Source organism: Streptomyces sp. NPDC050287, assembly GCF_044459385.1.
Taxonomy (GTDB): domain Bacteria; phylum Actinomycetota; class Actinomycetes; order Streptomycetales; family Streptomycetaceae; genus Streptomyces.
The window spans coordinates 164,004-189,928 of the sequence record NZ_JBITIY010000008.1; the positions used below are offsets into that span (position 1 = coordinate 164,004).

The following is a 25,925-nucleotide window of genomic DNA, read 5'->3' on the forward strand; positions in this document are numbered from 1 at the left end:
TCGAGCCCCACCCCACTCCCCAGGAGAACCACCATGGCCGCACGCACCGGCAAGGAATTCCTCGATCGCCTCTCCCAGTCCCGCCCCACCGTGCACATCCAAGGCGAGACGCTCACCGGAGGAATCCAGGAACACCCCGCTTTCCGCAACGTCGTGCAGACCTACGCCGAGCTGTACGACCTCCAGCACAGCGAGGAACACAAGGACGTCCTCACGTACGCCTCGCCCACGTCCGGTGAGCCGGTCGGCACGTCCTTCCTCACTCCCCGCACACCCGACGATCTCGTCAAGCGCCGTAAGGCGTTCAAGGTGTGGGCCGATCACAGCAACGGCATGCTCGGCCGCACCGGCGACTACATGAACAGCTCCCTGATGGCGCTCGCCTCGGCAGCCGACTGGTTCGCCCAGGCCAACCCCGCCTTCGGCGAGAACATCCGCCGCTACTACGAGAAGGCCCGCGAAGAGGATCTGCTGTGCACGCACACGCTGATCCCGCCGCAGGTCAACCGGTCCGTCGCCGGTACCCAGCAGGCGGGCGGCAAGCTCGCGGCACGCATCGTGAAGGAGGACGACAACGGCGTGGTGATCCGCGGGGCGCGCATGCTCGCCACCATCGCCCCCTTCGCCGACGAGATGCTCGTCTTCCCCTCGACCGTGCTCCGCGGCACCCCCGAGGACAAGCCGTACTCGTACGCCTTCGCCATCCCGAACGACACCCCCGGGCTGCGCTACATCGCCCGTGAGCCCCTCGACTACGACCGCCCGCGCCACGACCACCCCCTCGCCTCCCGCTTCGAGGAGTCGGACTGTGTGGTCGTCTTCGACGACGTGCACGTGCCCTTCGAGCGCTGCTTCGCCCTCGGCGACGCGGAACTGTGCAACGGCTTCTACTCGCAGACGTCGTCCGTGGTGCACATGACCCACCAGGTCGTCACCCGCACAACCGCCAAGACCGAGTACGTCCTCGGTCTGGTGACACTGCTCACCGAGGCCATCGGCATCGAGCAGTTCCAGCACGTCCAGGAGGACATCGCCGAGATCATCACCACCCTGGAAACGCTGCGCGCCTTCCTGCGCGCGGCGGAAGCCGACGCCGAGGTCAACGAGTACGGGGTGCTGACCCCGGCCTTCGCCCCCCTCAACGCCGCCCGTAACCTTTACCCCAAGCTCTACCAGCGCTTCCCGCAGATCCTGCGCAAGCTCGGCGCCTCCGGCCTGATGGCCACCCCGACCGAACTCGACATCACCGGCCCGGCGGCCGCCGACATCGAGGCCTACCTCCAGTCGGCCACCCTCACCGGCCCCGAGCGCGTGAAGCTCTTCCGTCTCGTCTGGGACACCTGCATCTCCGCCTTCTCCAGCCGACAGGCCCTGTACGAGTACTACTTCTTCGGCGACCCCGTCCGCATGGCCGGCGCGTACGTGAAGTCGTACGACCGCGAGCCGCACAAGGCGAAGGTCCAGGCCTTCCTGGAGCGCTCCTGATGACGCACCCCCTGGGGAACCCCCCGTCGAAGATCATCGCTGTCCATCTCAACTACCCCAGCCGGGCCAAGGAGCGCGGCCGGACCCCGGCCCAGCCCTCCTACTTCCTCAAGCCCCCCTCGTCGCTGGCCGGCACCAAGGAAGCCATCGTCCGCCCGCAGGGGTGTGAACTTCTCGGGTTCGAAGGCGAGATAGCCCTGGTCGTAGGCAGCCGAGCCCAGCGTGTGCGGCCGGAGGACGGCTGGTCCCACGTGCGCTGGGTGACCGCCGCGAACGACGCCGGGGTCTACGACCTGCGGTATGCCGACCGCGGCTCCAACCTCCGCTCCAAGGGCGCGGACGGCTTCACCCCGATCGGGCCGCGGCTGCTCGATGCCCGCCAACTCGACCCGGACGCACTCCAACTGCGTACCTGGGTCAACGGCGAACTCGTGCAGGACGACACCACCGACACGCTCCTCTTTCCCTTCGGACAGCTCGTCGCCGATCTGTCGAGACTGGTCACCCTGGAGCCCGGTGACGTGATCCTTACGGGCACTCCGGCCGGCGCGTCCGTCGTCTCCCCCGGCGACACGGTGGAGGTCGAGGTCACCGGCAGCGGACAGTCCACAGGGCGGCTGCGCAACCCCATCGCCTCCGGGCCCGCCCTGGAGACGTACGGAGCGATGCCGAGGACGGACGCGGCCGAACGCGAGGCCGCCCACGGAGCCACGTTCACCCCAGAGCCACTGCTCGACAAGCGCGTCGAGCAAGGACTGTATTCGGTCGCGGTCGCCACACTCAGCGCACAGTTGCGGGGGCGCGGACTGCCGCACATGTCCATCGACGGGGTGCGTCCCACACGGCCGGACACGAAGATGGTCGGCGTCGCCCACACGCTGCGCTACCTGCCGCTGCGCGAGGACCTGTTCAAACGGTACGGCAACGGCATGAACGCCCAGAAGCGGGCCATCGAGCAGCTGCGACCCGGCCATGTGCTGGTCATGGACGCCCGCCGGGACACATCCGCCGGCACGCTCGGCGACATCCTGGCCCTGCGCGCCCAGCAGCGCGGAGCAGCCGGGGTGGTCACCGACGGAGGCCTGCGCGACAGCGTCGCCGTCACCGAACTGGGGCTGCCCGTCTACCACGGCGGAGCCCACCCCTCCGTCCTCGGCCGCCGCCATGTGCCCTGGGACACGGGAGTGCCGATCGCCTGCGGCGGAGCCCTCGTGCAGCCCGGCGACCTGCTGGTGGGAGACGCGGACGGCGTGGTCGTCGTGCCGCCCGAGCTGGCCGAGGACCTGATCACCGACTGCCGGGAGCAGGAACTGCGGGAGCGCTTCATCACCGAGCAGGTGCGCGCCGGGCACGACATCGACGGCCTGTATCCCCTCGGTCCCGACTGGCACGAGACGTACGAGCGGTGGCGCAAGCAGCACAGCACGCAAGGAGAACACACATGAAATTCCGCAGCGACCCGTCCGCCATCCGCGGATCCATCGCTCCCGCCATCACCCCCTTCACTTCGGACGGAGCCGTCGACCACGACAGCCTGCGCGCGCTGATCCGCTTCCAGCTGGAGTCCGGTTCGCACGGCATCTCGCTGGGCGGCTCCACCGGCGAACCCAGCGCGCAGAGCGTGGCCGAGCGGATCGCGGGGATGCGGACGGCAGTGGAGGAGATCGGCGACCGCGTCCCGTTCCTGCCCGGGACCGGATCCCACAAGCTCGACGAGACCCTCGAACTCACCGCCGCCGCGGCGGAGCTGGGCGCCGACGCCGCGCTCGTCATCACGCCGTACTACGCGCGCCCCACACAGGAGGCGCTGTACCAGTGGTACGCGACCGTCGCACGGGAGTTCCCGGACCTGCCGATCGTCGCCTACAACGTGCCCTCGCGCACGGCCGTCGACATCGCGCCCGAGACAGTGAAGCGGCTGTTCACCGACTTCGAGAACTTCGTGGGCGTCAAGGAGACCACCAAGGACTTCGAGCACTTCTCGCGCGTGCTGCACGCCTGCGGGCGCTCACTGCTGGTGTGGTCCGGCATCGAGCTGCTGTGCCTGCCGCTGCTCGCGCTCGGCGGTGCCGGGTTCGTCTCAGCTGTCGCCAATATGGCGCCCGGCGCGGTGGCTCGGATGTACGAGCTGTGGGAGGCGGGCGATTTCGACGGTGCCCGCGACCTCCACTACCGCCTGCACCCGCTCGTCGACCTCTTGTTCGTCGAGACGAACCCGGCGCCCGCGAAGTGGGTGCTGCACCAGCAGGGACGTATCGCGTCGCCCCATGTCCGCCCGCCGCTCACCTCGCCCACCGACGCGGGCCTGTCGAAGATCCGCTCGCTGCTCAGCGAGGGCGGAGACCTCACCCAGCAGATCGGAGCCGCGCAGTGAGCACCACCCCTGAGCACCTTCCCTCCACCCCTGAGCACCTTCCCTCCACCCCTGAGCACCTTCCCACCGTGATCCCGCACTGGATCGGCGGTTCCCTCGTCGACGCCGCGGACGGGCACACCTTCGACGTCGCCGACCCGGTTTCCAACACGGCCTACGCACAGGCCGCGCGTGGCTCCGCGGCCGACGTGGACCGGGCGGTGACGGCTGCCCGGGTAGCGTTCCCGGAGTGGGCCGGGCTGTCCAACCGGGCACGCGCGGGTGTCCTGTACCGGATCGCCGACGCCGTCGAGGCCCGCCATGACCGGCTCGCCGCCTTCGAGTCGTACGACTCCGGGCTGCCGATCACGCAGGCCCGCGGCCAGGCGCGGCGTGCCGCCGAGAACTTCCGCTACTTCGCGGATGTCATCGTGGCCCTCGGCGAGGAGGCGTTCCGGCAGGGCGACGATCAGTTCAGCTATGTGGTGCGCACACCGGTGGGAGTCGCCGGGCTGATCACTCCTTGGAACACCCCGTTCATGCTGGAGAGCTGGAAGCTGGCACCCGCGCTGGCGTCCGGCTGCACGCTGATCCTCAAGCCGGCCGAGTGGACCCCGCTGTCCGCGTCGCTGTGGCCGGAGATCTTCGAAGAGGCAGGCGTGCCCGCCGGAGTGGTGAACATCGTCCACGGCCTCGGCGAGGAGGCCGGCCAGGCCCTCGTCGACCACCCGGACGTGCCACTGATCTCCTTCACCGGCTCCACCGACACGGGCCGGCACATCATCCGGTCCTCCGCCGAGCACCTGAAGACGGTGTCGATGGAGCTGGGCGGCAAGTCCCCGGTCGTCGTCTTCGCCGACGCCGACCTCGAGGCCGCGCTGGACTCGGTCGTGTTCGGCGTGTTCTCCCTCAACGGGGAGCGCTGCACGGCAGGTTCACGCGTACTCGTCGAGCGCCCGCTGTACGAGGAGTTCACCCGGCGGCTGGCGGAGCGGGCCGCCAACGTACGCGTCGGGCTCCCTTCCGACCCGGCCACCGAGGTCGGCGCACTGGTACACCCCGAACACTACGAGCGTGTCCTGAACTATGTGGAGATCGGCCGGAAGGAGGGCCGTCTGGTCGCCGGTGGCAGCCGCCCCGACCACCTCGCCGACGGCAACTACCTCCAGCCCACCGTCTTCGCCGACGTGGAACGCGACGCCCGTATCTTCCAGGAGGAGATCTTCGGCCCGGTCGTGGCCGTCGCTCCCTTCGACGACGAGACCGAGGCCGTGGAACTCGCGAACGCCACGCAGTTCGGCCTGGCCGCCTACGTCTGGACCTCGGACCTCAAGCGCGGCCACCGCATCGCGCATGCCGTCGCATCCGGCATGGTCTGGATCAACTCCCACAACGTCCGTGACCTGCGCACTCCGTTCGGCGGGGTCAAGGCCTCCGGCGTCGGCCGCGAGGGCGGCGCCCACAGCATCGACTTCTACACCGAATCGAAGATCGTCCACGTCGCCCTCGCCGAGGTGCACACCCCCCGCTTCGGAGCCACATCATGACCGCCTCGAACGCCCCCGACGTCATCCGGTCCGCCTACGCCCAGCTCGCCGTCACCGACCTCGGTGCCGCCCGCTGGTTCTGGGTCGACATGCTCGGCTTCTACGTGCAGTACGAGGACGCCGAGTCGCTGTACCTGCGCGGCACGGACGAACTCACCCACCACTCGCTGGTGCTGCGCAAGGGCGACCTGGCGGCCCTCGACCACATCTCCTATCGCGTCCGCACCCCCGAAGACGTCGACAAGGCGGAGAAGTTCTTCGCCGAACTCGGCTGCCCGGTCAAGCGGTTGAAGAAGGGCGAGGGAACGCACGGTGTCGGCGACGCGGTCCGCGTCATCGACCCGCTCGGCTTCCCCGTGGAGTTCTTCCACGAGATCGCCCGCGCCGAGCGCCTCATCCAGCGCTACGACATCCGCCACGGCGCCGAGATCGCCCGCCTGGACCACTTCAACATCTGCACCCCCGACATCCCGGCCGCATACGCCCACTACCAGTCCCTCGGCTTCGGCTGCTCGGAAACGATCGAGGGTGACGAGCACGAGCTGTACGCGGCCTGGATGTACCGCAAGCAGACCGTCCATGACGTCGCCTTCACGGGGGGTGCCGGGCCGCGCCTGCACCACCTCGGGGTGGCCACCCACGAGTCCCACCAGGTACTGCGCGCGGCCGACATCTTCGGCTCGCTGCACAAAGAGCACCACATCGAACGGGGCCCCGGCCGGCACGGCGTCTCCAACGCCTTCTACCTCTACCTGAGGGACCCCGACGGCCACCGCGTGGAGATCTACACCTCGGACTACTACACCGGTGACCCGGACCACGAGACATACCGCTGGAACGTGCGCGACGACCGCCGCCGCGACTTCTGGGGCAACGCCGTCATCGAGTCCTGGTACAAGGAGGCCGCCCCCGTCCTCGACCTGGACGGACGCCCGCAGCCCGTGACCGACACCGTCCTCGACGAGTCCGCGGTTCAGGTGGGTGCCGACGGCCTCGGCTGATACTCCGGTCGGCTGGGGGGACCGGAGGCGCTTCGCGCCCTTCCGGGACCCCCTCACCGCGCCCTCGACAGACTCGGGATCTTCTCATACACCCCATTCATCACACTTTGTAAAAACCGGATACGACAGTTAGTATCCGGCGGCACGCCTACCTGCCGGCTTGCCGAAGGGCCCGCAGAGGAGACCCATGCCCTCGATGACGACTCCGTCAGACCACACCTCCGCAGGACGCTTCGAGTTCTGGCGGGAAGTGGTCGGCCAGAGTTTTGTGCCGCTGGAGGCGCTGCCGCGCGAGGTTCCCGATTTCCGTGCCTCCCTGCACACCGCCCAGCTCGGCGCGGTGCAGGTGTCTGTCGTGGCCGCGGATCCGCACGGCGTCGCCCACACCCGAAGGCACATCGCCTCCGACCCGGCCGATTTCGTCAAGGTGAGTCTTCAGCTGGCCGGGCAGTGCATGCTGACCCAGGCGGACCGCCAGGCCCTGCTCAAGCCTGGCGAGCTGGCCATCTACGACACCCGGCACCCGTACACACTCGACTTCGACCAGCGGTACCGCACACTCGTGCTGATGTTCCCGCGGGTCATGCTCCGGTTGCCCGAACGCGACCTGACCCGCGTGATCGCCACCACCGTGTCGTGCGGCGACGGACTGGGGCCCGTGGTGCACCCGTTCCTGTGCGGACTGGCCGGGCAGGTGCGGCAACTGGACGCTCTCGGCACGCCGCGGCTCGCGGACAGCGTGGTCGACCTGGTCGGCGCGATGCTCTCGGACCGGTGCGCCGTGCACGTGACGCAGCAGGATGACGGGCGGGAGCTGCTGGCCCAGCGAATCCTCACGTACATGGAGCAGCGGCTCTCCGACCCGGGGCTCGGCCCCGACCGGATCGCGGCCGCCCACCACATCTCGCGGCGCTTCCTCTACAAGCTGCTGGCCGAGCGGGGATACACGGTCTCGGGCTGGCTCCGGGAGCGTCGCCTCGCCGAGTGCCTGCGCGACCTCGCGGACCCCGCGCTCGCCCATATGCCCGTCGCCACCGTCGGAAGCCGCTGGGGCTTTCCCGACCCCGCCCACTTCAGCCACGCATTCAAGAGCGCCTACGGCATGAGCCCGTCGGAGGCACGCGGGGCCGGGCGCACAGCGCTCGGCGCCTAGCGAGCGCTCAGCGGCGGTCACGCGGTTTCGCCGACCTTTCGCTGCCTGTCGCAGTACGTCCCGAACACGGCGGATCTGCCGATCGTGCCCGCCCCAGCAAGGGCCGGTGCACCATCACGCAAGCCGGAGTGGGCCGCCGAGGTGCACCCTCCCGTCGTGAGAGAGAGCCGCACACTCCTCACGGGTCCGCCTCCCGGGCGACAGTGAGCGGCTTACGCAGGAACATCCACTGACACAAGAACGGGCTGACGTCCCGACCGCCCCAGGGCCAAAGCGCATCACTGCGCTGATCGACAGCCCCGTGCTGTCTCTTCTCCCCACGGCTCTCCCTTCCTGCCTCTCCGGCTCCCGCTCATCCGACGAATGAGGCATTCATGCTGAGAAAGCGATCCGCCGCGCCCCCTCCGCTCGGTGGCGCCGGCTCCGACGCCCGCCGCTACGAGAACAAGCTGCTCGTCATCCTTTTCCTGGGCTTCGGCCTGGTCTTCTTCGACCGGCAGGCACTTTTCTTCCTCGTCCCCTTCATCAGTAAGGACATCCCCCTCTCGAACACCGCCCTGGGCACGCTCGCCGGAGTCCTCGCGCTGACCTGGGCCCTGTCCGGAATGATCTCCGGACGCCTGTCCGACCGGCTCGGCCGTCGTAAGCCCGTGATCATCATCGCGGTGGTGCTCTTCTCCTGCCTCTCGGCGTCGAGCGGGCTGGTCACCGGATTCGTCGCGCTGCTGGGAGCCAGGGCGCTGATGGGGCTGGCGGAAGGTGCCGTACTGCCGGCGTCGCAGTCTCTGATGGTGGAGGCATCCCAGGAACACCGGCGCGGCCTGAACATGGGCCTGCTGCAGGGCTCATCGGCCGGACTGATGGGCGGCATCCTCTGCCCGCTCGCGGTGGTCTGGATCGCCACGCAGTACAGCTGGCGACTGGCGTTCGTCATCACCATCGTCCCCGGCCTGCTGCTCGCCCTGTGGATCTGGCGGTCGGTAAGGGAGGAGCCGCCCGGTGGCGGTGTGATGACGGCGCCCGTGGCGGAATCCGCGGATGCCGCGGCCAAGCCGAGCATCGGCAGCATCCTCCGGCAGCGCAACATCATCCTCTGCGTGCTGATCGCCTGCGCGTACATGACCTGGTTCTTCGTCATCATCACGTTCGCACCCGTCTACATGATCTCGGTCAAGGGCTTCTCACCCGCGACGATGAGCGGCGTCGTGACCTGCCTCGGGGTGGCGTGGGTCTTGTGGGGCTTCGTCACACCGGGGATCTCGGACCGGTTCGGCCGCAAGAACACACTGATCGTCTTCACGGTGATGGCCGCGCTCTGCCCCCTGGCCGTGGTGTATGTGAGCAGTCCTCTGGTGCTCGGCGCAGTGGTCGTGCTCACGTATACGGGTCTCGGTTGCTTCACCCTGTTCATGGCGACCATCCCCGCGGAGACCGTCCCCCGTGGCGCGCTGGCGACCGCCCTGGGCCTGGTCATGGGCATCGGTGAGCTCGCCGGCGGTTTCCTCGCTCCGGTGATCGCCGGGTGGGCCTCCGACAACTGGGGGCTTCAGACGGCCATGTACATCTCGGCGGCGGGTGCCGGGCTGGTCGTCCTGCTCGCGCTCGGGCTGAAGGAGACGGCTCCCGCCGTCCTGCGCAGGAAGGAAGCGGCGGCGGTCGGCGACGGCGCTGCGGAGCGAACCACGAGCGCATCCGCCGTGTCCTGACCGACCCCCCTTTCTACGACTCCCGCGACGGGCCAGGACCATTTCGGTGGTCCTGGCCCGTCGCGTGCTGCCTCGGACCAGCCGTTCGCCCACGCGGTCCGGCCCGGTCACCCACCGCAGCCGCGGTCGCCCATAGGCCTGCAGGGGCAAGGTGCGCCCGGCCGCAGGGCCGGTCCGTCCGCCCGTGCACAGCCGTTCGTGCCCGCCTCCGCAACAGCCCGTGCACAACGGCACAAGCGCACAGCCCGTCCGCCTGTGACCCTCCCGTCATGCGAGCAACACACATCGTTTACGACCACATCGTGGTGGGCGCCGGCTCCGCCGGCTGTGCCCTCACCCGCAGACTCGTGGACGCCGGCCGGGCCGTCCTGCTGATCGAGGTGGGCGACCGGGACGACAACCCGGCCATCCATGACCCGGGGCGACTGTGGGAACTGTGGAACTCCCCGCAGGACCACGCGTACACCACCGAACGCCAACAGCACTCCTCCGGCACCCGGGTGTTCTGGCCGCGCGGCAAGGTCCTCGGCGGCTCCAGCGCCCTGAACGGAATGATCTACGTCCGCGGCAACCGGGCCGACTACGACAGCTGGGCCTACCAGGGAGCGGCGGGCTGGTCGTACGACGAGGTGCTGCCGTACTTCAAACGCTCGGAGGACTTCGAGGACGGCGCGTCGTACTACCACGGCGCCGGCGGCCCGCTGCCCGTCAGCCGGAACCACTCCCCCAACCCGGTCACCACCGCCTTCATCGAGGCATGCCAGGACTACGGGATCGCGTACAACGACGACTGCAACGGCCAGGACCAGCTCGGCGTGAACCTGCTGCACCGCAACATCCGCGACGGCAGGCGGGTCAGCGCGTGGACCGCCTTCATGGAGCCGGTGCTCGACAGTGCGCTGCTGACGGTGATGACCGGCGCCGCGGTCACGCGAGTCCTGGTCGACGGTGGCCGGGCGCGGGGCGTCGAGCTGCTGCGCGAGGGCCGTACGACGGAGATCCGCTGCGAAGGCGACGTGATCCTGTCCGGCGGCACCATCGGATCGGCCCAGCTGCTCCTGCTCAGCGGGGTCGGGCCGGCGGACGAGCTGCGGGCCCTCGGGATCGGGACGACCGCGGACCTGCCGGGCGTGGGCGCGAACCTGCACGACCACACCCTCGCTCCGGTGGTGTGGGAGTCGGCTCGGCCGGTGCCGCAGGGTACGGCCAACAAACTGGAGGCCCACTACTTCGCCAAGTCCGACCCGGCGCTGGCCGTGCCGGACCTGCAGCCGCTGATGTCTCACCTGCCACTGCCGGTGCCCGACATGAACGTTCCGGAAGAGGGCCACGGCTTCTCGGTCCTCGCCGGGACGATCCGTCCGCTCAGCCGGGGCCGCCTGTGGCTGCGCTCGGCCGACCCCACCCAGGCTCCTGCCCTGGACCCTGGCTACTTCTCCGAGCCGTCGGACCTCGCGGCCATGGTGCGGGCCGTGCAGCAAGTGCGGGAGATCGGCGAGGAGAAGTCGCTGGGCGACTGGCGGGCCCGCGAGGTCGCACCCGGACCGTATGTGCGTACGGACGCGGAGGTCGCCGCGTACATCAAGCGGACCCTCCTCAGCTATCACCACCAGGTGGGCACCTGCCGTATGGGCATCGACCGTACGGCGGTCGTCGATCCGCAGCTGCGCGTACACGGCGTGGCCGGACTGCGCGTCGCGGACGCCTCCGTCATGCCCTCCGTCACCTCCGGCAACACCCACGCACCTGCCGTCATGATCGGCGAGCGCTGCGCCGACTTCATCCTGGGAGCACAGCTGTGACCAATACCCTTCTCATCGGTGGCGAGTGGCAAGCCGCGGCCTCCGGAGCGGAGTTCGAGACCCTGGACCCGGCGACGGGCAGCCCGCACGCCATCGTGTCCGACGCCGGAGCAGCGGACGCCGACGCAGCCGTACGGGCCGCCCGCGCCGCCCTCGAAAACCCGGAGTGGGCGGGACTCACCCCGGCCCGGCGCACCCGGATCCTGTGGCGCATCGGCGACCTCATCGAGGAACACGCCGAGGAACTGGCCGAGTTGGAGACCCGCGACCAGGGCCAGCCGCTCGGCATCTCCATGGCGGTCAGCGTCGCCGCGGCCGCCGAGCACTTCCGCTACTACGCCGGCTGGGTCACCAAGATCTACGGAGAGACGGCGCCGCTGTCCTTCCCCGGCGTGCTGCAGTACACCAAGCGCGAGCCGGTGGGAGTGTGCGCGCTGATCACCCCGTGGAACTTCCCGCTCATGATCGCGAGTTGGAAGATCGCACCGGCCCTCGCCTGCGGGAACACCGTGATCGTCAAACCCGCGGAACAGACCCCGATGACCACGGTGCGGCTCGTCGAATTGTGCCGGGCGGCCGGTGTGCCGGACGGCGCCATCAACCTGTTGACCGGTGGTCCCGAGGCCGGCCGGGCCCTCGTCGAGCACCCCGGCGTGGACAAGGTCTCCTTCACCGGCTCGACCGAGACCGGCAGGGAGATCGTCCGGGCCTCCGCGGGCAACCTCAAGCGGGTCACGCTCGAACTCGGCGGGAAGGCACCGAGCCTCGTACTGCCCGGCGCCGACCTGGACGCGGCCGTGGCGGGCTGTCTTCAGGGCGCGCTCCTCAACAGCGGCCAGGTGTGCGCCGCGTACACAAGGTTCCTCGTCCACCGCTCCCTCGCCGACGAGTTCGCCGAGCGCTGTGCCAAGGCCGTCAGCGGGATGCGACTCGGCGCGGGCAGCGCGCCCGACACCGAGCTCGGCCCCCTGGTCACCGGCGAACACCGTGACCACGTCCACGCACTGGTGCGCAGCGGGGTCCAGGAAGGCGCCCAGCTGCTCGCCGGCGGGGCCCCCGTCGACGACCTGCCGGGCTTCTTCTACCAGCCGACCGTGTTCACGGGTGTACGGGACGACATGCGCATCGCCCGCGAGGAGATCTTCGGCCCGGTGCTGTCCGTCCTGCCGTACGACGACGAGGACGAGGCCGTCGCCCGCGCCAACGACACCGAGTACGGCCTGGCGGCTGCCGTATGGACCCGCGACGTGGGCGCGGCGCACCGCGTGGCGGGCTCCATCCGCGCGGGCACGGTGTTCATCAACATGCCCAACCCCGTGGACGCCTCCGCCCCCTGGGGCGGGTTCAAGGCCAGCGGCTGGGGCCGGGAGATGGGCAGCGCAGCCATCGACGCGTACACGGAGGTCAAGAGCGTGTGGACCTCGCTCGCCTGAGGTGCCCGCCCGTCGCGGACAGGCAGCCCCCGCGGGTTCGGACCGCACAATCCTGAGGATCATGCGCGGCCTTTCCGCCTGTCCGTCCGCCCGCGCGGCCGTCCAGGTGCCTGAAGAACCATGCAGCCGACGCCTGGTTTTCGTACAGCGACCGCGCGGCGGTCGGAGAGCTCAATGAGGAGTGTCGTGGCCACACAACCGATTCCCGACGTCGCCACCGTGGGGGGCGTCGTGCGCGGCCGCCACGAGGACGGTCTCGCGGTCTTCCGGGGCATCCCGTTCGCCGAACCCCCGGTGGGCAGCTTGCGTTTCGCCGCGCCGCGGCCGGTGCGTCGATGGGAGGGCACGCGCGAGACGTTCGTGTTCGGTCCCCCGCCACCGCAGGAGCCGTTGAGCCCTGCCATACCCCTTTCCACGCCCGGAGGAGAGGACTGGCTCACCGTCAATGTCTGGACACCGGATCCGGACCCGGCGACGAGGCGCCCGGTGATGGTGTGGATCTACGGCGGGGCCTACAAGTTCGGTTCCGTCGACGACCCCGCCTACGATCCCAGCCGGCTGTCCCGTGACGGAAATGTCGTCGTGGTGACCTTCAACCACCGAGTCGGCATGGAGGGGTTCGCCCACATCGAGGGGGCGCCGGCGAACCGCGGACTGCTCGACCAGGTCGCGGCCCTGACGTGGGTGCGGGAGAACATCACCGCCTTCGGCGGCGACCCCGGCCAGGTCACCGTGTTCGGCGAATCAGCCGGCGCCGGGTCCGTCGCCGCGCTGCTGGCGATGCCGAGCGCGCGAGGCCTCTTCCGGCGGGCCATCGCACAGAGCGTGTGCGGCACCTTCTTCTCCGGCGAGCTGGCCACCGACATCGCCACCGCCCTGGCGGGTGAGCTCGGGCTACGGCCCACGGTGAGCGACCTCTCGGCGGTGGATCCGCACAAACTCCCAGATGTGGGGGCTGCCCTCGGCGCCCGGATGAGTCAGCACGCGGACCGCTGGGGACCGATCGCGCACACGTCGACGGCCTACTCCCCCGTGGTCGACGGCGAGGTCCTGCCGACCGATCCGTGGCAGGCGCTCGCCGACGGCGCCGCACGCGAGGTGGAGCTGATCATCGGGCACACCCGGGACGAGTACCGGCTGTTCATGGCACTGGGCGGGCTCCTCGGACAGGTCGGTGAGGAACTGGCGGCCGCAGCGCTGAAGACGTTCGGGCCGGGCGCGGACCCCGGGCACGCCTACCGCACCGCCTTCCCCGATGCTCCGGCGGAGCGCCTCTTCGAGCTCGTCCAGTCCGACTGGCTCTTCCGCATGCCCTCACTGCACCTCGCGGAAGCCCAGGTGGCGGGAGGCGGCCGGACCCACGTCTACGAACTCACCTGGGCCGCACCGGCGAACGGCGGTGCCATGGGCGCCTGCCACGCGCTGGACATCCCGCTCGTGTTCGGTACGTTCGCGGGTCTTGGCGCAGACCTGATCGGCCCCGCGCACCTCGACGAGGCCGACGCCCTTTCCGGTCTGGTCCGCGCGGCCTGGACCTCCTTCGCGACCACCGGCGATCCGGGCTGGCCCGCCTACGACACCGAGCACCGCCAGACGCGCATCCTCGACACGGAGCCGATGACCACCCCCTACCCGGAGGAAGCCTCGCGCCGCCTCTGGCAAGGCCATGTGTTCAACGCGCTTCCACTGATCACCTCATAGCCCTGACTGACGCCTCCCTGCTGTGGGACGAGGGTGGCGGCGACCGTGGAGGGCCGGGAACCCGGGTGTGTCCAGATCCAGGTGTGCCTCCCCGGCCGACTGTGGCCGAGTGCCTGGATGGGGGTGCGTCGGGACCCGGACGGCACTCGAACGTCGTGTCGTCTCGCGAGGCAGTTCGCATGAGCGGGCTTGCCGGCCAACAGGTCCAGCTATGGAGCGGACAGCACCACAGGCGTTGTAGAGCTGAGCCACGGCACGTGAGCACTCCGCCTGCCTCGCGGTCACCGGTGCCTGGCAACCCTGCAGCAGCATGGGGAGTCGCCGACCATGACCAGCTGGGCGTGACCGCGTTGAGCGGCGAAGGCCATGCTGGGCGCTGAGCAGCACACCTGAGGCGCCGCCGCCTCGTCAGGCGGTGACTCGTAGATCGCCTGCCCCCCTGGCGCCACGGCGTGAACCCGTTGGCATCCATGCCATGGCGCCGAGGAGTGGCAGGCCGCGACGCTGGACGCATGACGAATCCCAATGCCGCCACCATGCGCGCCATCCGCCAGGACACCCACGATCCCCCCGAGGTGCTCAAGGAGGTGGAACTGCCCCGGCCCGAACCGGGGCTGAGTGAGATCTGGTCGCCGTCCGCGCGGCCGGCGTCAACCCGACCGACTGTGGAACCGCCGAGCCCGACTTCCTGCAGTTTCTGGGTGAGCTTGTCGTGCCGGCAGGCGGTGATCTCCGAGGTGCGCCCGGGGCGGGCCGAGATCCACAGCAGTCGGTCCCGGTCGTCGGTGAGGGCGATCACGAGCAGGCCGTGGCATTTTTTCTTGCCGGAGTAGTTCTTCCGGTTTTCCGTCCCGGTTCTGCGCCGGGTACGGATCACCGATCCGTCCAGCAGTACGATGCCGCCGCCCCTTCGGGTGATCTTCTTCAGGGCCCGGTCCAGGCGTGGGGTGCGGGCGGCGAGCAGACCGACGACCTCCCGGACCCATCGGGTCACGGTGGTGCGGTGTACTCCGTTGCCGCCGGCCAGGTCGCCGGGCCGCTGGTCACAGCGCAGCACTGCCGGCATCACTCCCGATCAGGCCACAGAGCTGATCAGGATGCGCCTGCACCACGAGAAAGACTGGGATGCCCCCAGCCGGCGGACTGCGGCGGCTCTCGCAGAACAGCTCGAGTACTGGCCACTGGCGATAGAGCTCGCCTGCGGTCACCTTGCCGGCCGCGAGTTCGGGCTCAGGGAAGCGGGCCGCTGTCTGGAGCAGATTCGCGGAGGGCCGCTACCGGCTGATGCCGGGCATCCTCGCCGCCCTGCGCACCACGCGACCCCCTTCTCGATCCTGCCGAAGGGCACGCTGATCCTGCGCGACCTCGACCTGGAGATGGTGGTCGTCATGCCGCGCGCTCCACGGGAGCAGCGTGGTTGACGGTGCGGACGGTGCCGGCGAGCTGCCGCAGGTGAGCGGCGAAGCTCACCAGGTCGTCGGCCACGTCGACGCACCCGACACAGACGCCCACGGGCGGCAGATCTGGCGTTGCCGGAACTGCGGCAGCCACGTGTCCACGAGCGGCCAGGGCAAACCGCACTTGCCCAGCGGCAAGGCGCAATGTGCGCAGGAGCCCTCGACAGAGCACGCGCCGCGACGGCAGAAGCGGGCGTCTCACACTCGTCTCACAGACCCCACGCAAGAGCACAGGCCGGAGTGCCTCCGACCTGCGCTCTCTGGACCCTATGGACGTTTCAGAGACCCCACAGACGGCAGGTAAACTCCGTCTACGTGACTTCCGCTCCCGCCAAGCCCCGCATCCCGAACGTCCTCGCCGGACGCTACGCCTCCGCCGAGCTCGCCACGCTCTGGTCGCCCGAGCAGAAGGTGAGGCTGGAGCGTCAGCTCTGGCTCACCGTGCTGCGGGCGCAGAAGGACCTCGGGATCGAGGTGCCGGACGCGGCGATCGCCGACTACGAGCGTGTGCTGGACACCGTCGACCTGGCTTCCATCGCCGAGCGCGAGAAGGTCACGCGACACGATGTGAAGGCGCGGATCGAGGAGTTCAACGACCTCGCCGGGCACGAGCACGTGCACAAGGGCATGACCTCCCGCGACCTCACCGAGAACGTCGAGCAGCTGCAGATCCGGCTCTCGCTGGAGCTGGTGCGCGACCGTACGGTGGCCGTGCTGGCGCGGCTGGGCAAGCTGGCCGGTGAGTACGGTGAGCTGGTCATGGCGGGCCGCTCCCACAACGTGGCCGCGCAGGCCACCACCCTCGGCAAGCGTTTCGCGACCGCCGCCGACGAGCTGCTCGTGGCGTACGGCCGGGTCGAGGAGCTCCTTGCCCGCTATCCGCTGCGTGGCATCAAGGGCCCGGTCGGTACGGCTCAGGACATGCTGGACCTGCTCGGCGGGGACGCGGCCAAGCTCGCGGAGCTGGAGCAGCGGATCGCGCGGCACCTGGGCTTCTCGCAGGCGTTCACGTCGGTCGGCCAGGTGTACCCGCGTTCGCTGGACTACGAGGTCGTCACCGCGCTGGTGCAGCTGGCGGCCGCCCCGTCGTCGCTGGCGAAGACGATCCGGCTGATGGCGGGCCACGAGCTGGTGACCGAGGGCTTCAAGCCGGGCCAGGTCGGCTCCTCGGCGATGCCGCACAAGATGAACACACGGTCGTGCGAGCGGGTCAACGGCCTGATGGTGATCCTGCGCGGGTACGCCTCGATGACGGGTGAGCTGGCGGGCGACCAGTGGAACGAAGGCGATGTGTCCTGCTCGGTGGTGCGCCGGGTCGCGCTGCCGGACGCGTTCTTCGCGCTGGACGGTCTGCTGGAGACGTTCCTGACCGTCCTCGACGAGTTCGGCGCGTTCCCGGCGGTCGTGGCACGCGAGCTGGACCGCTACCTGCCGTTCCTCGCCACCACCAAGGTGCTGATGGGCGCGGTGCGCGCGGGCGTCGGCCGTGAGGTCGCGCACGAGGCGATCAAGGAGAACGCGGTCGCCTCCGCGCTGGCCATGCGTGAGCAGGGTGCCGAGCGCAACGAACTGCTGGACAAGCTGGCCGCCGACGAGCGCATCCCGCTCGATCGCGCACAGTTGGACGCGCTGATGGCCGACAAGCTGTCCTTCACGGGCGCCGCCGCCGACCAGGTCGCCGCGGTCGTCGGCCGCATCGAGGAGATCGCGAAGCAGCACCCGGAGGCCGCCGGCTACACCCCCGGAGCGATCCTCTGACCCGGTTCACCCCCGAGGAGTTGGAGGCCGCCCGCGACCGTCTCGTGCCGGACGTCGTCGCGGACGGCCTCCATGTGCTGTTCTGCGGCATCAACCCCGGGCTGATGACGGCCGCGACGGGCCATCACTTCGCCCGTCCCGGCAACCGGTTCTGGCCGGTACTGCATCTGTCCGGGTTCACCCCGAGGCTCCTGAAGCCGTCGGAGCAGCGGGAGTTGCTGTCGTACGGCCTCGGCATCACCAACGTCGTTGCGCGGGCGACCGCGCGGGCCGACGAGCTGAGCGCGGCAGAGTACAGCGATGGCGGGCGGCAGCTGGCGCTCAAGGTGGCGCGGTTGCGGCCGCGTTGGCTTGCCGTGGTCGGGGTCACCGCCTACCGCGCCGCCTTCGACGACCGCAAGGCCCGGGTGGGCCCGCAGGAGCGGACGATCGGCGACACCCGCGTGTGGGTGCTGCCCAACCCCAGCGGGCTGAACGCGCACTGGACCGCGCGGACCATGGCGGAGGAGTTCGCACGGTTGCGGGTGGCGGCCGAGGAGAGCTAGAGATCTCATGAAGATCTCGGTGAGTCCTCCGGCGGTTCACGGTGGGTCGGTCTCGGTGAGTCCTCCGGCGGTTCATGGTGGGTCGGTCTCGGTGACCAGGGCGATGAGGTGGACCTCGTCGTCCATTTCGCCCTCCAGGACGCCGAGGGCCAGCCAGCGGTCCGTGCCGGTCGGCTGCCAGAGGTTGAGTTCGTCCACCAGGGTGCTGATGGTCGCCCAGGGCTCCGGTACCGGCTCCCCGCGGTCGATGCGGACCACGAGCGTCCCCATCCACCACGGGCGCCGAGCACCCCAGCGGGCGTCCAGGAGTACGGATATGCGGTCCTTGAGGGCGTAGAAGTCCTCCTGTGTCCGCAGCCGCCCCTCCCGGTCGCCGGTCCAGCTCGCGGGACTCACCTCCAACGACACGATGCGGTACCCGGCTCCTGCCATGAGCACGTCCGGCCCGCCGTGCTCAGCGGCGAGACCCCCGGTGCACAGCGAGTCGATCCTGGCGACGTACTTCGCGCTGTCCATGTGCTCCAGTAAAGCGGCCACCACTGACAATGGGCGGCGAGTCGGAGACGTGGCGCAATCACGCATCCCGTCGACGTACGTTCCAGGCCCCCGCCAGCAGCGCCGCGCCCGTCCAGAGCGCGGTCACCGCCAGGCCCGTCCAGGGCCCGAGGGGGCCGTCCCAGGTCTCGTGGAACACGACCTGGCCCGCACGGTCGGGCAGGTAGTCGGCGACGCCCGCCGACATGTCCCCCACCACGAAGGAGGCGACGAGCAGGAACGGGATCAGGATGCTCAGGGTGGCGACGCCGCTGCGGAGCAGGGCGGTGAGCCCGGCGGCGAACAGGGCCATGAGCGTAAGGTAGACACCGCAGCCGACGACACCCCGTACCCCTTCGGCCAAGCTGAGACCGCGCGCGTCGGCCCCGAGAGCGGCTGTGCCCACGGCCAGACTCGCGGCGCCCGCGATCAGCCCGACGGCCAGGGAGGGAACGGCGATCGCTACCATCTTGGCCGCGAACCACCGGCCCCGTTGGGGTACCGCCGTCAGCGCGCCCCGCAGGGAACCCCCGTGGAACTCGGACGACACTGCCGTCGTACCGAACGCGATCACCGCCATCTGGCCGAAGGTGAAGCCGAAGAAGGCCGAGAACAGCGGGTCGACCTCCTCGTCGCCGGTGTCGAGCGCGCCCAGTGCGGAGAAGGCCGCCGTCACGACGACGACCGCGCACAACGCCCCCATGAGCGACCGCAGGGTACGGATCTTGATCCACTCCGAGTGGAGCACGGGAACGAACGCCATGGTCAGGCCTCCTGGGGCGGTGCGGTGAACTCGGTCTCCGTCGCTGTCAGACCGAGGTAGGCCTGTTCCAGCGTGGCCTCCTCCGCGGCGAGTTCGAGGATCGGTACGCCCGCGGCGGAGGTGAGGCGCCCGATGTCGTCCACGCGCGCGTCCGGCACGGTCCAGTGCCCGTCGTCGTGCTGCACGGCGTCGTGGCCGTGGGCCGTGAGGACGTTCCTGAGTGCGGTGGCGTCGGTGGTCCGGATCCGTACCCGGGGGTGCACGCGCGCGTGGATGAACTCCCGCATCGGGGTGTCGGCCAGCAGGCGGCCGCGCCCGAGGACGACGAGGTGGTCGGCGAAGGAGGCGGTCTCGTTCATGAGGTGGCTGGAGACCAGGACGGTGCGTCCCTGTCCCGCGAGCCGGCGCAGCAACTCGCGGATCCAGACGATGCCTTCGGGGTCGAGGCCGTTGGACGGCTCGTCGAGGAGGACCACCTCGGGGTCGCCGAGCAGGGCGGCGGCGATGCCGAGGCGCTGCCGCATACCCAGGGAGTACGTCGTCACCCGACGGTTCGCGACCGAGGTCAGCCCCGTCTCCTCCAGCACCTCGTCGACCCGGGTGATCGGGAGGCGGTTGCTCGCGGCCAGGGCGCGCAGGTGGTTCCGGGCGGTGCGGGAGACGTGGGCGGCCTGCGCGTCGAGCAACGCGCCGACGTGGCGCAGGGGTTCGCGGAACGTGGCGTAGGGACGGCCACCGATGGTGGCGGTGCCCGACGTGGGCCGGTCGAGGCCGAGGACGAGTCGCATGGTGGTCGACTTGCCGGCGCCGTTGGGGCCGAGGAAGCCGGTGACCCGGCCGGGCAGGACACGGAAGGTGAGGGCGTCCACGGCGCGGCGGGTGCCGTACTCCTTGGTGAGGGCTTGGACGTCGATGCTGGTCATGGCAGCAGCCTGGCCACCGCTGCCGGGCCGCGCCTCCCCCGCCGGTGGGGATCCGCTCCCCCGTGCGGGGGAGGCCGATTGTCAGTGGCGGCTGCCACGATGACGCAATGGCCCACCTTCTGCGCCCGTTGCTCCGGGGGACGACGTACACGCGTTTGCTGCACCTGTGGGTGCCGATGCTGGTCGTCAGCGTGTGGATGTGGATCGAGATGTCGACGCCGTGGGTGCCGGCGCTGGTGCTGCTGCCGGTCGGTCTGATCCCGGCCGTGCGCCGGGGCGAGGGCGTGCAGGCACGGCTGCTGCTGACGCCGGGCGAGCGGGCCGCGGAGATCTCCGTGGCTCCGTCGGCGACCTGGCGGGACCGGCTGCGCACCGTACTGTGGCTGGAAGTGCGCATGCTGCTGGGCGGATTGACGTCGTTGGGAAACGTCTGGCTTCCGCTGCTGTCGTACTCCCTGGCGGAGCTGGCGTCCGGCCGAGTGCCGCAGGGCGTCCCGGTCCTGAGCGGGGCGACACCGCACTGGGCGTACGCGCTGCTGGTGCCGCTCCCGCTGGTGGCGCTGTACGGCTTCGTGGTCGGACTGGGTGAGCTGGTCACCGCTCTCGCGTTCCGGTTCCTCGGCCCGTCCGCCGCCGAGCGGCTCGCCGCCCTGGAGGTGCGCACGGAGCAACTCCTGGAGCGCACCCGGATCGCCCGGGAGCTGCACGACTCCATCGGGCACGCCCTGACGGTGGCGGTGGTGCAGGCGGGCGCGGCGCGGGCAGCCGGCGATCCGGCGTTCACCGACCGGGCGCTGGAGGCCATCGAGGAGACCGGCCGGACGGCGTTGGAGGACCTGGAGCGGGTCCTCGGCATCCTGCGGGAGTCGGAGCGGCCCGTGAGCGGCAGGCCCACGCTGAGGGACGCCGACCGGCTGCTGGAGTCGGCCCGGGTCTCCGGTGCGAAGGTGGACGCAGAACTGACCGGCCCCCTGGACACCGTCGCGGGCCCGGTCTCCCGGGAGGGGTACCGCATCCTCCAGGAGTCGCTGACGAACGTACTGCGGCACGCGGGAGCGGTCCCCGTCATGGTCCGCGTCTCGGTCGGCCACGACACGCTCGGCCTGGAGGTGCGCAATCCGCTCACCGCCGCGATACCGGGCCCCGGGCGGGGCAGCGGGCTGCGGGGCATACGCGAGCGCGCGGCCCTGCTCGGGGGATGCGCCCGGACGGGTCCCGACGATGGCGACTGGCAGGTACATGTGGAGTTGCCGCTGCGCTGATCTACGCTGACCGGATGCCGGTCACCGTACTTCTCGTCGACGACGAACCCCTGGTCCGCGCCGGTCTGCGGGCCGTGCTGGAGGCCCAGCCCGACATCGAGGTCGTCGGGGAGGCGGCCGACGGGGCGGCGGTGATCCCGCTGGTCCGGCAGCTGCGGCCCGACGTGGTCGCCATGGACGTACGGATGCCGCTGCTGGACGGGATCGAGGCCACGCGCGCGGTGCTGCGGACGGTCGACCAGCCGCCGAAGATCCTCGTGGTGACAACGTTCGAGAACGACGAGTACGTGTACGAGGCGCTGCGGGCCGGCGCCGACGGGTTCCTGCTGAAGCGGGCCCGGCCGGCCGAGATCGTGCACGCGGTACGGCTGGTCGCCGAGGGCGAGTCACTGCTGTTCCCGGCGTCGGTACGCCGGCTCGCCGCCGAGTACGGCGACGGTGACGGCGCTGATCGTGCGGCGCGCGACGTGGTGGCGCGGGCCCGGCTGACCGAGCGGGAGGCGGAGGTGCTCCGGCTGATGGCCCGGGGCCTGTCCAACGCGGAGATCGCCGCCCGGCTGGTCGTCGGGACGGAGACGGTGAAGTCCCACGTGAGCGCGGTCCTGGCGAAGCTTGGGGCACGGGACCGCACCCAGGCGGTGATCACGGCGTACGAGTCGGGGTTCGTGGCGCCGGGGTGAGGGGCGGGGGTGGCGCGGCGGTGCGGGCGGGGCGCGAAGGGAGGGCGAGGTGGCAACGCGGTGGTTACGGCGGGCGGGGCGGGGCAGGCCCGGGGGGACGTCGGACGGGCGCGGCGGTGTCGGGGGGACATCCGCCGGACAGTGCAGCCAAGGGCAGTGACACCCGCCGGGGCAGTGACACCCGCCAACGCAGCGAAAGACGAAGGCAGTGGCACCCGCCGCACGCAGCGAAGCCGAAGACGGTGACGTCCACCGGACGCGGCCGAGCAGGGCACCCGCCACCAAGCCCCCGCCAGGCCACCGACCGGACAGCCGGGACCACGCCGCTCGGTGTTCTGATCCGGACTCGATGGCCCCCGTCGGCCCGATCCGTTCCTTCTGGCACTCGCCGGGGTCCCCCGCGCCGAGTACGATCCGGCGAACACGCGCACGAGCTGGGAGGACGGACGTTGGCGGGGCTGACCGGCGGGGATCCCTCACTGCTGCGGAGGATCAACTCCGCGGTGGTGCTGCACGCGCTGCGCGCCACGGACTGCGCGACGCTGACAGAGATCACCCGGGTGACGGGACTGTCCCGGCCGACGGTCGAGGGCGTCGTCGAAGGGCTCATCGAGGCGGGGTACGTCGTCGAGAAGGCCGCCGACGAGAGCGTCGTCCGCCGGCAGGGCCGTCCCGCGCGGCGGTTCCGGTTCCGTGCCGAGGCCGGGCATCTGCTCGGCCTGGAGATCGGGGCGCACCGCGTCGCGGCGCTCCTGTCGGACCTGGACGGCCGGGTGATCGGCGCGCAGGCCAAGGACGTCGACGAGACGGCGTCCGCCGACGAGCGCCTGGAGCGGCTGCGGACCGCCGTGGCCGATCTGCTGCGCCGGGCCGGGATCGCACGCGGCTCGCTGCGGGCCGTAGGGGTCGGCACGCCGGGGATCGTCGAGGCGGACGGCACCGTACGACTGGGCACCGCGCTGCCCGAGTGGACGGGGCTGCGGCTCGGTGAACGCCTGAGCCGCTCCTTCAAGTGCCCGGTCCTGGTGGAGAACGACGCCAACGCCGCGGCCGTCGCCGAGCACTGGAAGGGCGCCGCGACCGAGTCCGACGACGTCGTGTTCGTGCTGGCCGGCTTGAGTCCCGGCGCTGGTGCGCTGATCGGCGGCCGGCTGCATCGGGGGTACGGCGGGGCGGCCGGGGAGATCGGCGCGCTGCATCTGCTGGGCCGGGAGGCGACGCCGGAGACGCTGCTGTCCACCACGGACGAGCCCCTGCACCCGCTTGACGAGCAGGCGGTCGCCGAGGTCTTCGCCCAGGCCCGCGAGGGCGACCAGCGGGCCCGCGCTGCCGTGGACCGCTTCATCCAGCGGCTGGTGCACGACGTGGCCGCACTGGTGCTGGCCCTCGACCCGGAACTCGTCGTGATCGGCGGCTGGGCGGCCGGCCTGGACGGCGTACTGGAGCCGCTGCGGCGGGAGTTGGCCCGCTACTGCCTCCGACCCCCGAAGGTGGCTCTGTCCCTCCTGGGCGAGGCGGCCGTCGCGACCGGCGCCCTGCGACTGGCCCTCGACCATGTGGAGGAGCAACTGTTCGCGGTGGAGGGCACGGTGACGGCCCGCCGGTGACACCGGTCAGGCAGCCCGGGCAGCCGAGCGGCGGAGCGGCGGAGCGGCGGGGACCGTCGGCGGTGCTACGACAGGCGCCGACGGTCCCGGGCCACGGACCCCGCTGCGGGTCGCGGGCCACGGACACTGCTGCCGGTCCCGGGCCACGGGCACTGCTGCCGGCGCCGACGGAGGTCCTGCCGCACGCGTCAGCGGACACACGCACCCGCGCCCCGGAGACGTTCCCGGGGCGCCGCCCACGCCGTACTGGCGCCGCGTTCAGGACGCTCGGCGCTCCGGGTCCTGGTGGATCTCCACGCCGCCCGGGTCCCCGAAGGTCAGCCGGCACGTGTCCGCGCGGTAAGTGGCGACGGAGAGCGCCGCGGTGTGGCCGTCGGCGAGGTAGCGGGTGGTGACCACGAGGACGGGCGCCCCGGGAAGCCGGTCCAGTTCCTTGGCGTCGTCCGCACGGGCGGAGCCGAGCTCGACGGCGTTCTCCTGCCCCTCCAGCTCCAGCCGCTGCAGCTCGCGCAGCACGGCACGCGCGCGTGCGGCGCCGGACGGTGCGTCTATGGCGGAGAGCTCCGGCACCGACGACGGGGCGATGTAGAGCAGTTCGGCGGCGACGGGCTGGCCGTGGGTCGTGCGGGAGCGGCGCACCGTGTGCACGGGCTGCTCACCGGTCTCCAGCGCGGCGGCGACGGCCGCGGGCGGCACCTCCAAGGTGCAGTCGACGGGCTGCCAGACGTCGCCGGCCGCGCCCGGCCAGGCGTGCTGCTCCGCACCGACGGCCACCCCCACGCGGGGCGGAGCGACGGTCGTACCGACGCCGCGGCGGCGCTGCAGCCGGCCTTCCAGTTCGAGCTGCTCCAGCGCCTGGCGGAGCGTGGCGCGGGCGACGCCGAAGCGGGCGGCGAGGTCGCGCTCGTTGGGCAGGATCTCGCCCACCGTGAACTCGGAGTCCAGTGCCTCACTGAGCACGGTCTTGAGATGCCAGTACTTCGGTTCCGGCACCGTTTCCAGCTGCGTGGTCCCCACCCTGTCCTCCGCGATCGCCGTGGTCCGGCAGCGTTTTAGCGCCCTTGTTTATTAAAGGTTGTTGCACTTCTCTGCGACCTTAGGACGGCCCCCACCCTTGGTCAAGACCAATCCTCCATCCCTTGGACCTCATTCGGACGCACCGCAGTGCGGCGTTCACGGAGCGTTCGTACGGCACGGCCTGGGTGACACGGCGTCAACCCCTCGGATGCGCAGGGGATTCGAGGGCGGGCGGGCCTCAGACGGAGGCCAGGGACCGCAGCTTGTCCGGGTTGCGGATGATGTGGACGGACTGGATACGCCCGCCCAGGACGTCCAGTTGGAAGACCGCGTCGGGCTCGCCGCCGGACAGGGCGAGGAGCGCGGGGCCGCCGTTGAGCTCCAGGAAGCGGAAGGACGGGTCGGGGATCCCCTTCCGGGAGGCCCCCAACAGGAAGCGGCCCACCTTGTCGGCCGTCTCCAGGACCCGCAGCGGCGCTTTGGACTTGCCGCCGCTGTCGCCGACCAGACGGACGTCCGGCGCGAGCAGGGACATCAGCCCCTCCAGGTCACCCTCCTCGGCGGCGGCCAGGAACCGTTCGGTGAGGTCGCGTCGCTGGGCGGGGTCGACGTCGTAGCGGGGCCGCCGCTCCTCGACGTGCCGGCGGGCCCGCCCGGCGAGTTGGCGTACGGCGGGTTCGCCGCGGTCGAGCATGGCGGCGATCTCGGCATACGGGTAGCCGAAGGCCTCCCGCAGGACGAACACCGCGCGCTCCAGCGGCGAGAGCGACTCCAGGACGACGAGGACGGCGAGGGACACGGTGTCGGCGAGCACCGCTCGTTCGGCGGTGTCGGGCACGGTGTCGCCGAAGTCGGTGACGTACGGCTCCGGCAGCCACGGGCCGACGTACGTCTCGCCGCGCGCCTTCACCTGGCGCAGCCGGTCGATGGCGAGGCGGGTGGTGACGCGCACCAGGTAGCCGCGCGGTTCCCGCACCTCACTGCGGTCGGCGGCCGACCAGCGCAGCCAGGCCTCCTGCACCACGTCCTCGGCGTCGGCCACGCGGCCCAGCATGCGGTAGGCGACGCCCAGGAGGACGGGGCGGTGCGTTTCGAAGACGTCGGTCAGGGTGTCCGCGGTCACGGCTCCATCCCAACCGAGTCACGCGGCCGTGTCCAGGCGATCGCTGCGCGCGTCGCCGCCCAGGCGACGGAGGCT

General features: G+C 70.8%; 22 protein-coding genes. 16 read left to right on the forward strand and 6 right to left on the reverse strand.

The window, feature by feature from the left end:
* Positions 1-33 precede the first annotated feature (33 nt).
* From hpaB to ACIBK3_RS28870, 10 genes are all read left to right on the forward strand, one after another.
* Positions 34-1,485, forward strand: coding sequence for a 4-hydroxyphenylacetate 3-monooxygenase, oxygenase component (gene hpaB, locus ACIBK3_RS28825; RefSeq protein ID WP_399370260.1), 1,452 nt, complete (start codon positions 34-36; stop codon positions 1,483-1,485).
* Positions 1,485-2,930 (forward strand): fumarylacetoacetate hydrolase family protein, encoded by a 1,446-nt coding sequence (locus ACIBK3_RS28830; protein ID WP_399370262.1) that lies wholly within the window; start codon positions 1,485-1,487, stop codon positions 2,928-2,930. Before hpaB ends, ACIBK3_RS28830 begins: the two co-directional genes overlap by 1 nt.
* Complete coding sequence (gene dapA / locus ACIBK3_RS28835; protein ID WP_399370264.1) at positions 2,927-3,859, forward strand: 4-hydroxy-tetrahydrodipicolinate synthase; 933 nt, start codon at positions 2,927-2,929, stop codon at positions 3,857-3,859. Before ACIBK3_RS28830 ends, dapA begins: the two co-directional genes overlap by 4 nt.
* Positions 3,856-5,385, forward strand: a complete 1,530-nt coding sequence (hpaE, locus tag ACIBK3_RS28840; RefSeq protein ID WP_399370266.1) for a 5-carboxymethyl-2-hydroxymuconate semialdehyde dehydrogenase — start codon at positions 3,856-3,858, stop codon at positions 5,383-5,385. The genes dapA and hpaE overlap by 4 nt, the downstream gene beginning before the upstream one ends.
* Positions 5,382-6,386 carry a 3,4-dihydroxyphenylacetate 2,3-dioxygenase gene (gene hpaD, locus ACIBK3_RS28845; protein ID WP_399370268.1) on the forward strand — a complete coding sequence of 335 codons (1,005 nt, stop codon included), beginning with the start codon at positions 5,382-5,384 and terminating at the stop codon, positions 6,384-6,386. Before hpaE ends, hpaD begins: the two co-directional genes overlap by 4 nt.
* Positions 6,387-6,582: 196 nt before the next feature.
* Positions 6,583-7,539 (forward strand): helix-turn-helix domain-containing protein, encoded by a 957-nt coding sequence (locus tag ACIBK3_RS28850; RefSeq protein WP_399370270.1) that lies wholly within the window; start codon positions 6,583-6,585, stop codon positions 7,537-7,539.
* Between the two features lie 374 nt (positions 7,540-7,913).
* Complete coding sequence (locus ACIBK3_RS28855; RefSeq protein WP_399370273.1) at positions 7,914-9,245, forward strand: MFS transporter; 1,332 nt, start codon at positions 7,914-7,916, stop codon at positions 9,243-9,245.
* 269 nt (positions 9,246-9,514) lie between these two features.
* Positions 9,515-11,047 (forward strand): GMC family oxidoreductase, encoded by a 1,533-nt coding sequence (locus ACIBK3_RS28860; protein ID WP_399370275.1) that lies wholly within the window; start codon positions 9,515-9,517, stop codon positions 11,045-11,047.
* Positions 11,044-12,480, forward strand: coding sequence for an aldehyde dehydrogenase family protein (locus ACIBK3_RS28865; RefSeq protein WP_399370277.1), 1,437 nt, complete (start codon positions 11,044-11,046; stop codon positions 12,478-12,480). The genes ACIBK3_RS28860 and ACIBK3_RS28865 overlap by 4 nt, the downstream gene beginning before the upstream one ends.
* A gap of 174 nt (positions 12,481-12,654) precedes the next feature.
* A complete protein-coding gene (locus tag ACIBK3_RS28870) occupies positions 12,655-14,181 on the forward strand; it encodes a carboxylesterase/lipase family protein (protein ID WP_399370278.1) in 1,527 nt (508 codons plus the stop codon).
* Here the strand turns inward: ACIBK3_RS28870 and ACIBK3_RS28875 are convergent.
* Positions 14,171-15,247, reverse strand: coding sequence for a transposase family protein (locus ACIBK3_RS28875; protein WP_399370280.1), 1,077 nt, complete (start codon positions 15,245-15,247; stop codon positions 14,171-14,173). The genes ACIBK3_RS28870 and ACIBK3_RS28875 overlap by 11 nt on opposite strands.
* Positions 15,248-15,278: 31 nt before the next feature.
* Between ACIBK3_RS28875 and ACIBK3_RS28880 the strand changes: the two genes are divergently transcribed.
* From ACIBK3_RS28880 to mug, 3 genes are all read left to right on the forward strand, one after another.
* On the forward strand, positions 15,279-15,602 hold the full coding sequence (locus ACIBK3_RS28880; RefSeq protein ID WP_399370282.1) for a hypothetical protein: 324 nt from the start codon (positions 15,279-15,281) through the stop codon (positions 15,600-15,602).
* Positions 15,603-15,953: 351 nt separating this feature from the next.
* Positions 15,954-17,396 carry an adenylosuccinate lyase gene (gene purB / locus ACIBK3_RS28885; protein ID WP_399370284.1) on the forward strand — a complete coding sequence of 481 codons (1,443 nt, stop codon included), beginning with the start codon at positions 15,954-15,956 and terminating at the stop codon, positions 17,394-17,396.
* A complete protein-coding gene (gene mug / locus ACIBK3_RS28890; RefSeq protein WP_399370497.1) occupies positions 17,393-17,941 on the forward strand; it encodes a G/U mismatch-specific DNA glycosylase in 549 nt (182 codons plus the stop codon). The genes purB and mug overlap by 4 nt, the downstream gene beginning before the upstream one ends.
* A 72-nt stretch (positions 17,942-18,013) precedes the next feature.
* On the opposite strand, the gene ACIBK3_RS28895 is transcribed toward mug, so the two are convergent.
* From ACIBK3_RS28895 to ACIBK3_RS28905, 3 genes are read right to left on the reverse strand one after another with little or no spacing between them, the layout of a single operon-like run.
* Positions 18,014-18,457 (reverse strand): hypothetical protein, encoded by a 444-nt coding sequence (locus ACIBK3_RS28895; protein WP_399370286.1) that lies wholly within the window; start codon positions 18,455-18,457, stop codon positions 18,014-18,016.
* 58 nt (positions 18,458-18,515) lie between these two features.
* Complete coding sequence (locus ACIBK3_RS28900; RefSeq protein WP_399370288.1) at positions 18,516-19,238, reverse strand: ABC transporter permease; 723 nt, start codon at positions 19,236-19,238, stop codon at positions 18,516-18,518.
* Positions 19,239-19,240: 2 nt separating this feature from the next.
* Positions 19,241-20,161, reverse strand: a complete 921-nt coding sequence (locus ACIBK3_RS28905) for an ABC transporter ATP-binding protein (protein ID WP_399370291.1) — start codon at positions 20,159-20,161, stop codon at positions 19,241-19,243.
* A gap of 107 nt (positions 20,162-20,268) precedes the next feature.
* On the opposite strand from ACIBK3_RS28905, the gene ACIBK3_RS28910 reads away from it, so the two are divergent.
* The 3 genes from ACIBK3_RS28910 to ACIBK3_RS28920 all read left to right on the forward strand — a co-directional run bounded on the left by ACIBK3_RS28910 (position 20,269) and on the right by ACIBK3_RS28920 (position 23,710).
* Complete coding sequence (locus tag ACIBK3_RS28910) at positions 20,269-21,423, forward strand: sensor histidine kinase (RefSeq protein ID WP_399370293.1); 1,155 nt, start codon at positions 20,269-20,271, stop codon at positions 21,421-21,423.
* Between the two features lie 14 nt (positions 21,424-21,437).
* On the forward strand, positions 21,438-22,103 hold the full coding sequence (locus ACIBK3_RS28915; RefSeq protein ID WP_399370295.1) for a response regulator: 666 nt from the start codon (positions 21,438-21,440) through the stop codon (positions 22,101-22,103).
* A 449-nt stretch (positions 22,104-22,552) separates the two neighbouring features.
* Entirely contained in the window at positions 22,553-23,710 is a 1,158-nt protein-coding gene (locus ACIBK3_RS28920; protein WP_399370298.1) for an ROK family protein, read from the forward strand.
* 258 nt (positions 23,711-23,968) lie between these two features.
* Here ACIBK3_RS28920 and ACIBK3_RS28925 read toward each other — a convergent pair whose 3' ends face one another.
* Both ACIBK3_RS28925 and ACIBK3_RS28930 read right to left on the reverse strand, forming a co-directional pair.
* Complete coding sequence (locus ACIBK3_RS28925) at positions 23,969-24,727, reverse strand: GntR family transcriptional regulator (protein ID WP_399370299.1); 759 nt, start codon at positions 24,725-24,727, stop codon at positions 23,969-23,971.
* Positions 24,728-24,965: 238 nt separating this feature from the next.
* Positions 24,966-25,850: an RNA polymerase sigma-70 factor gene (locus ACIBK3_RS28930; protein WP_399370301.1), complete on the reverse strand. Its 885-nt coding sequence runs from the start codon at positions 25,848-25,850 to the stop codon at positions 24,966-24,968.
* Between the last annotated feature and the right edge of the window lie 75 nt (positions 25,851-25,925).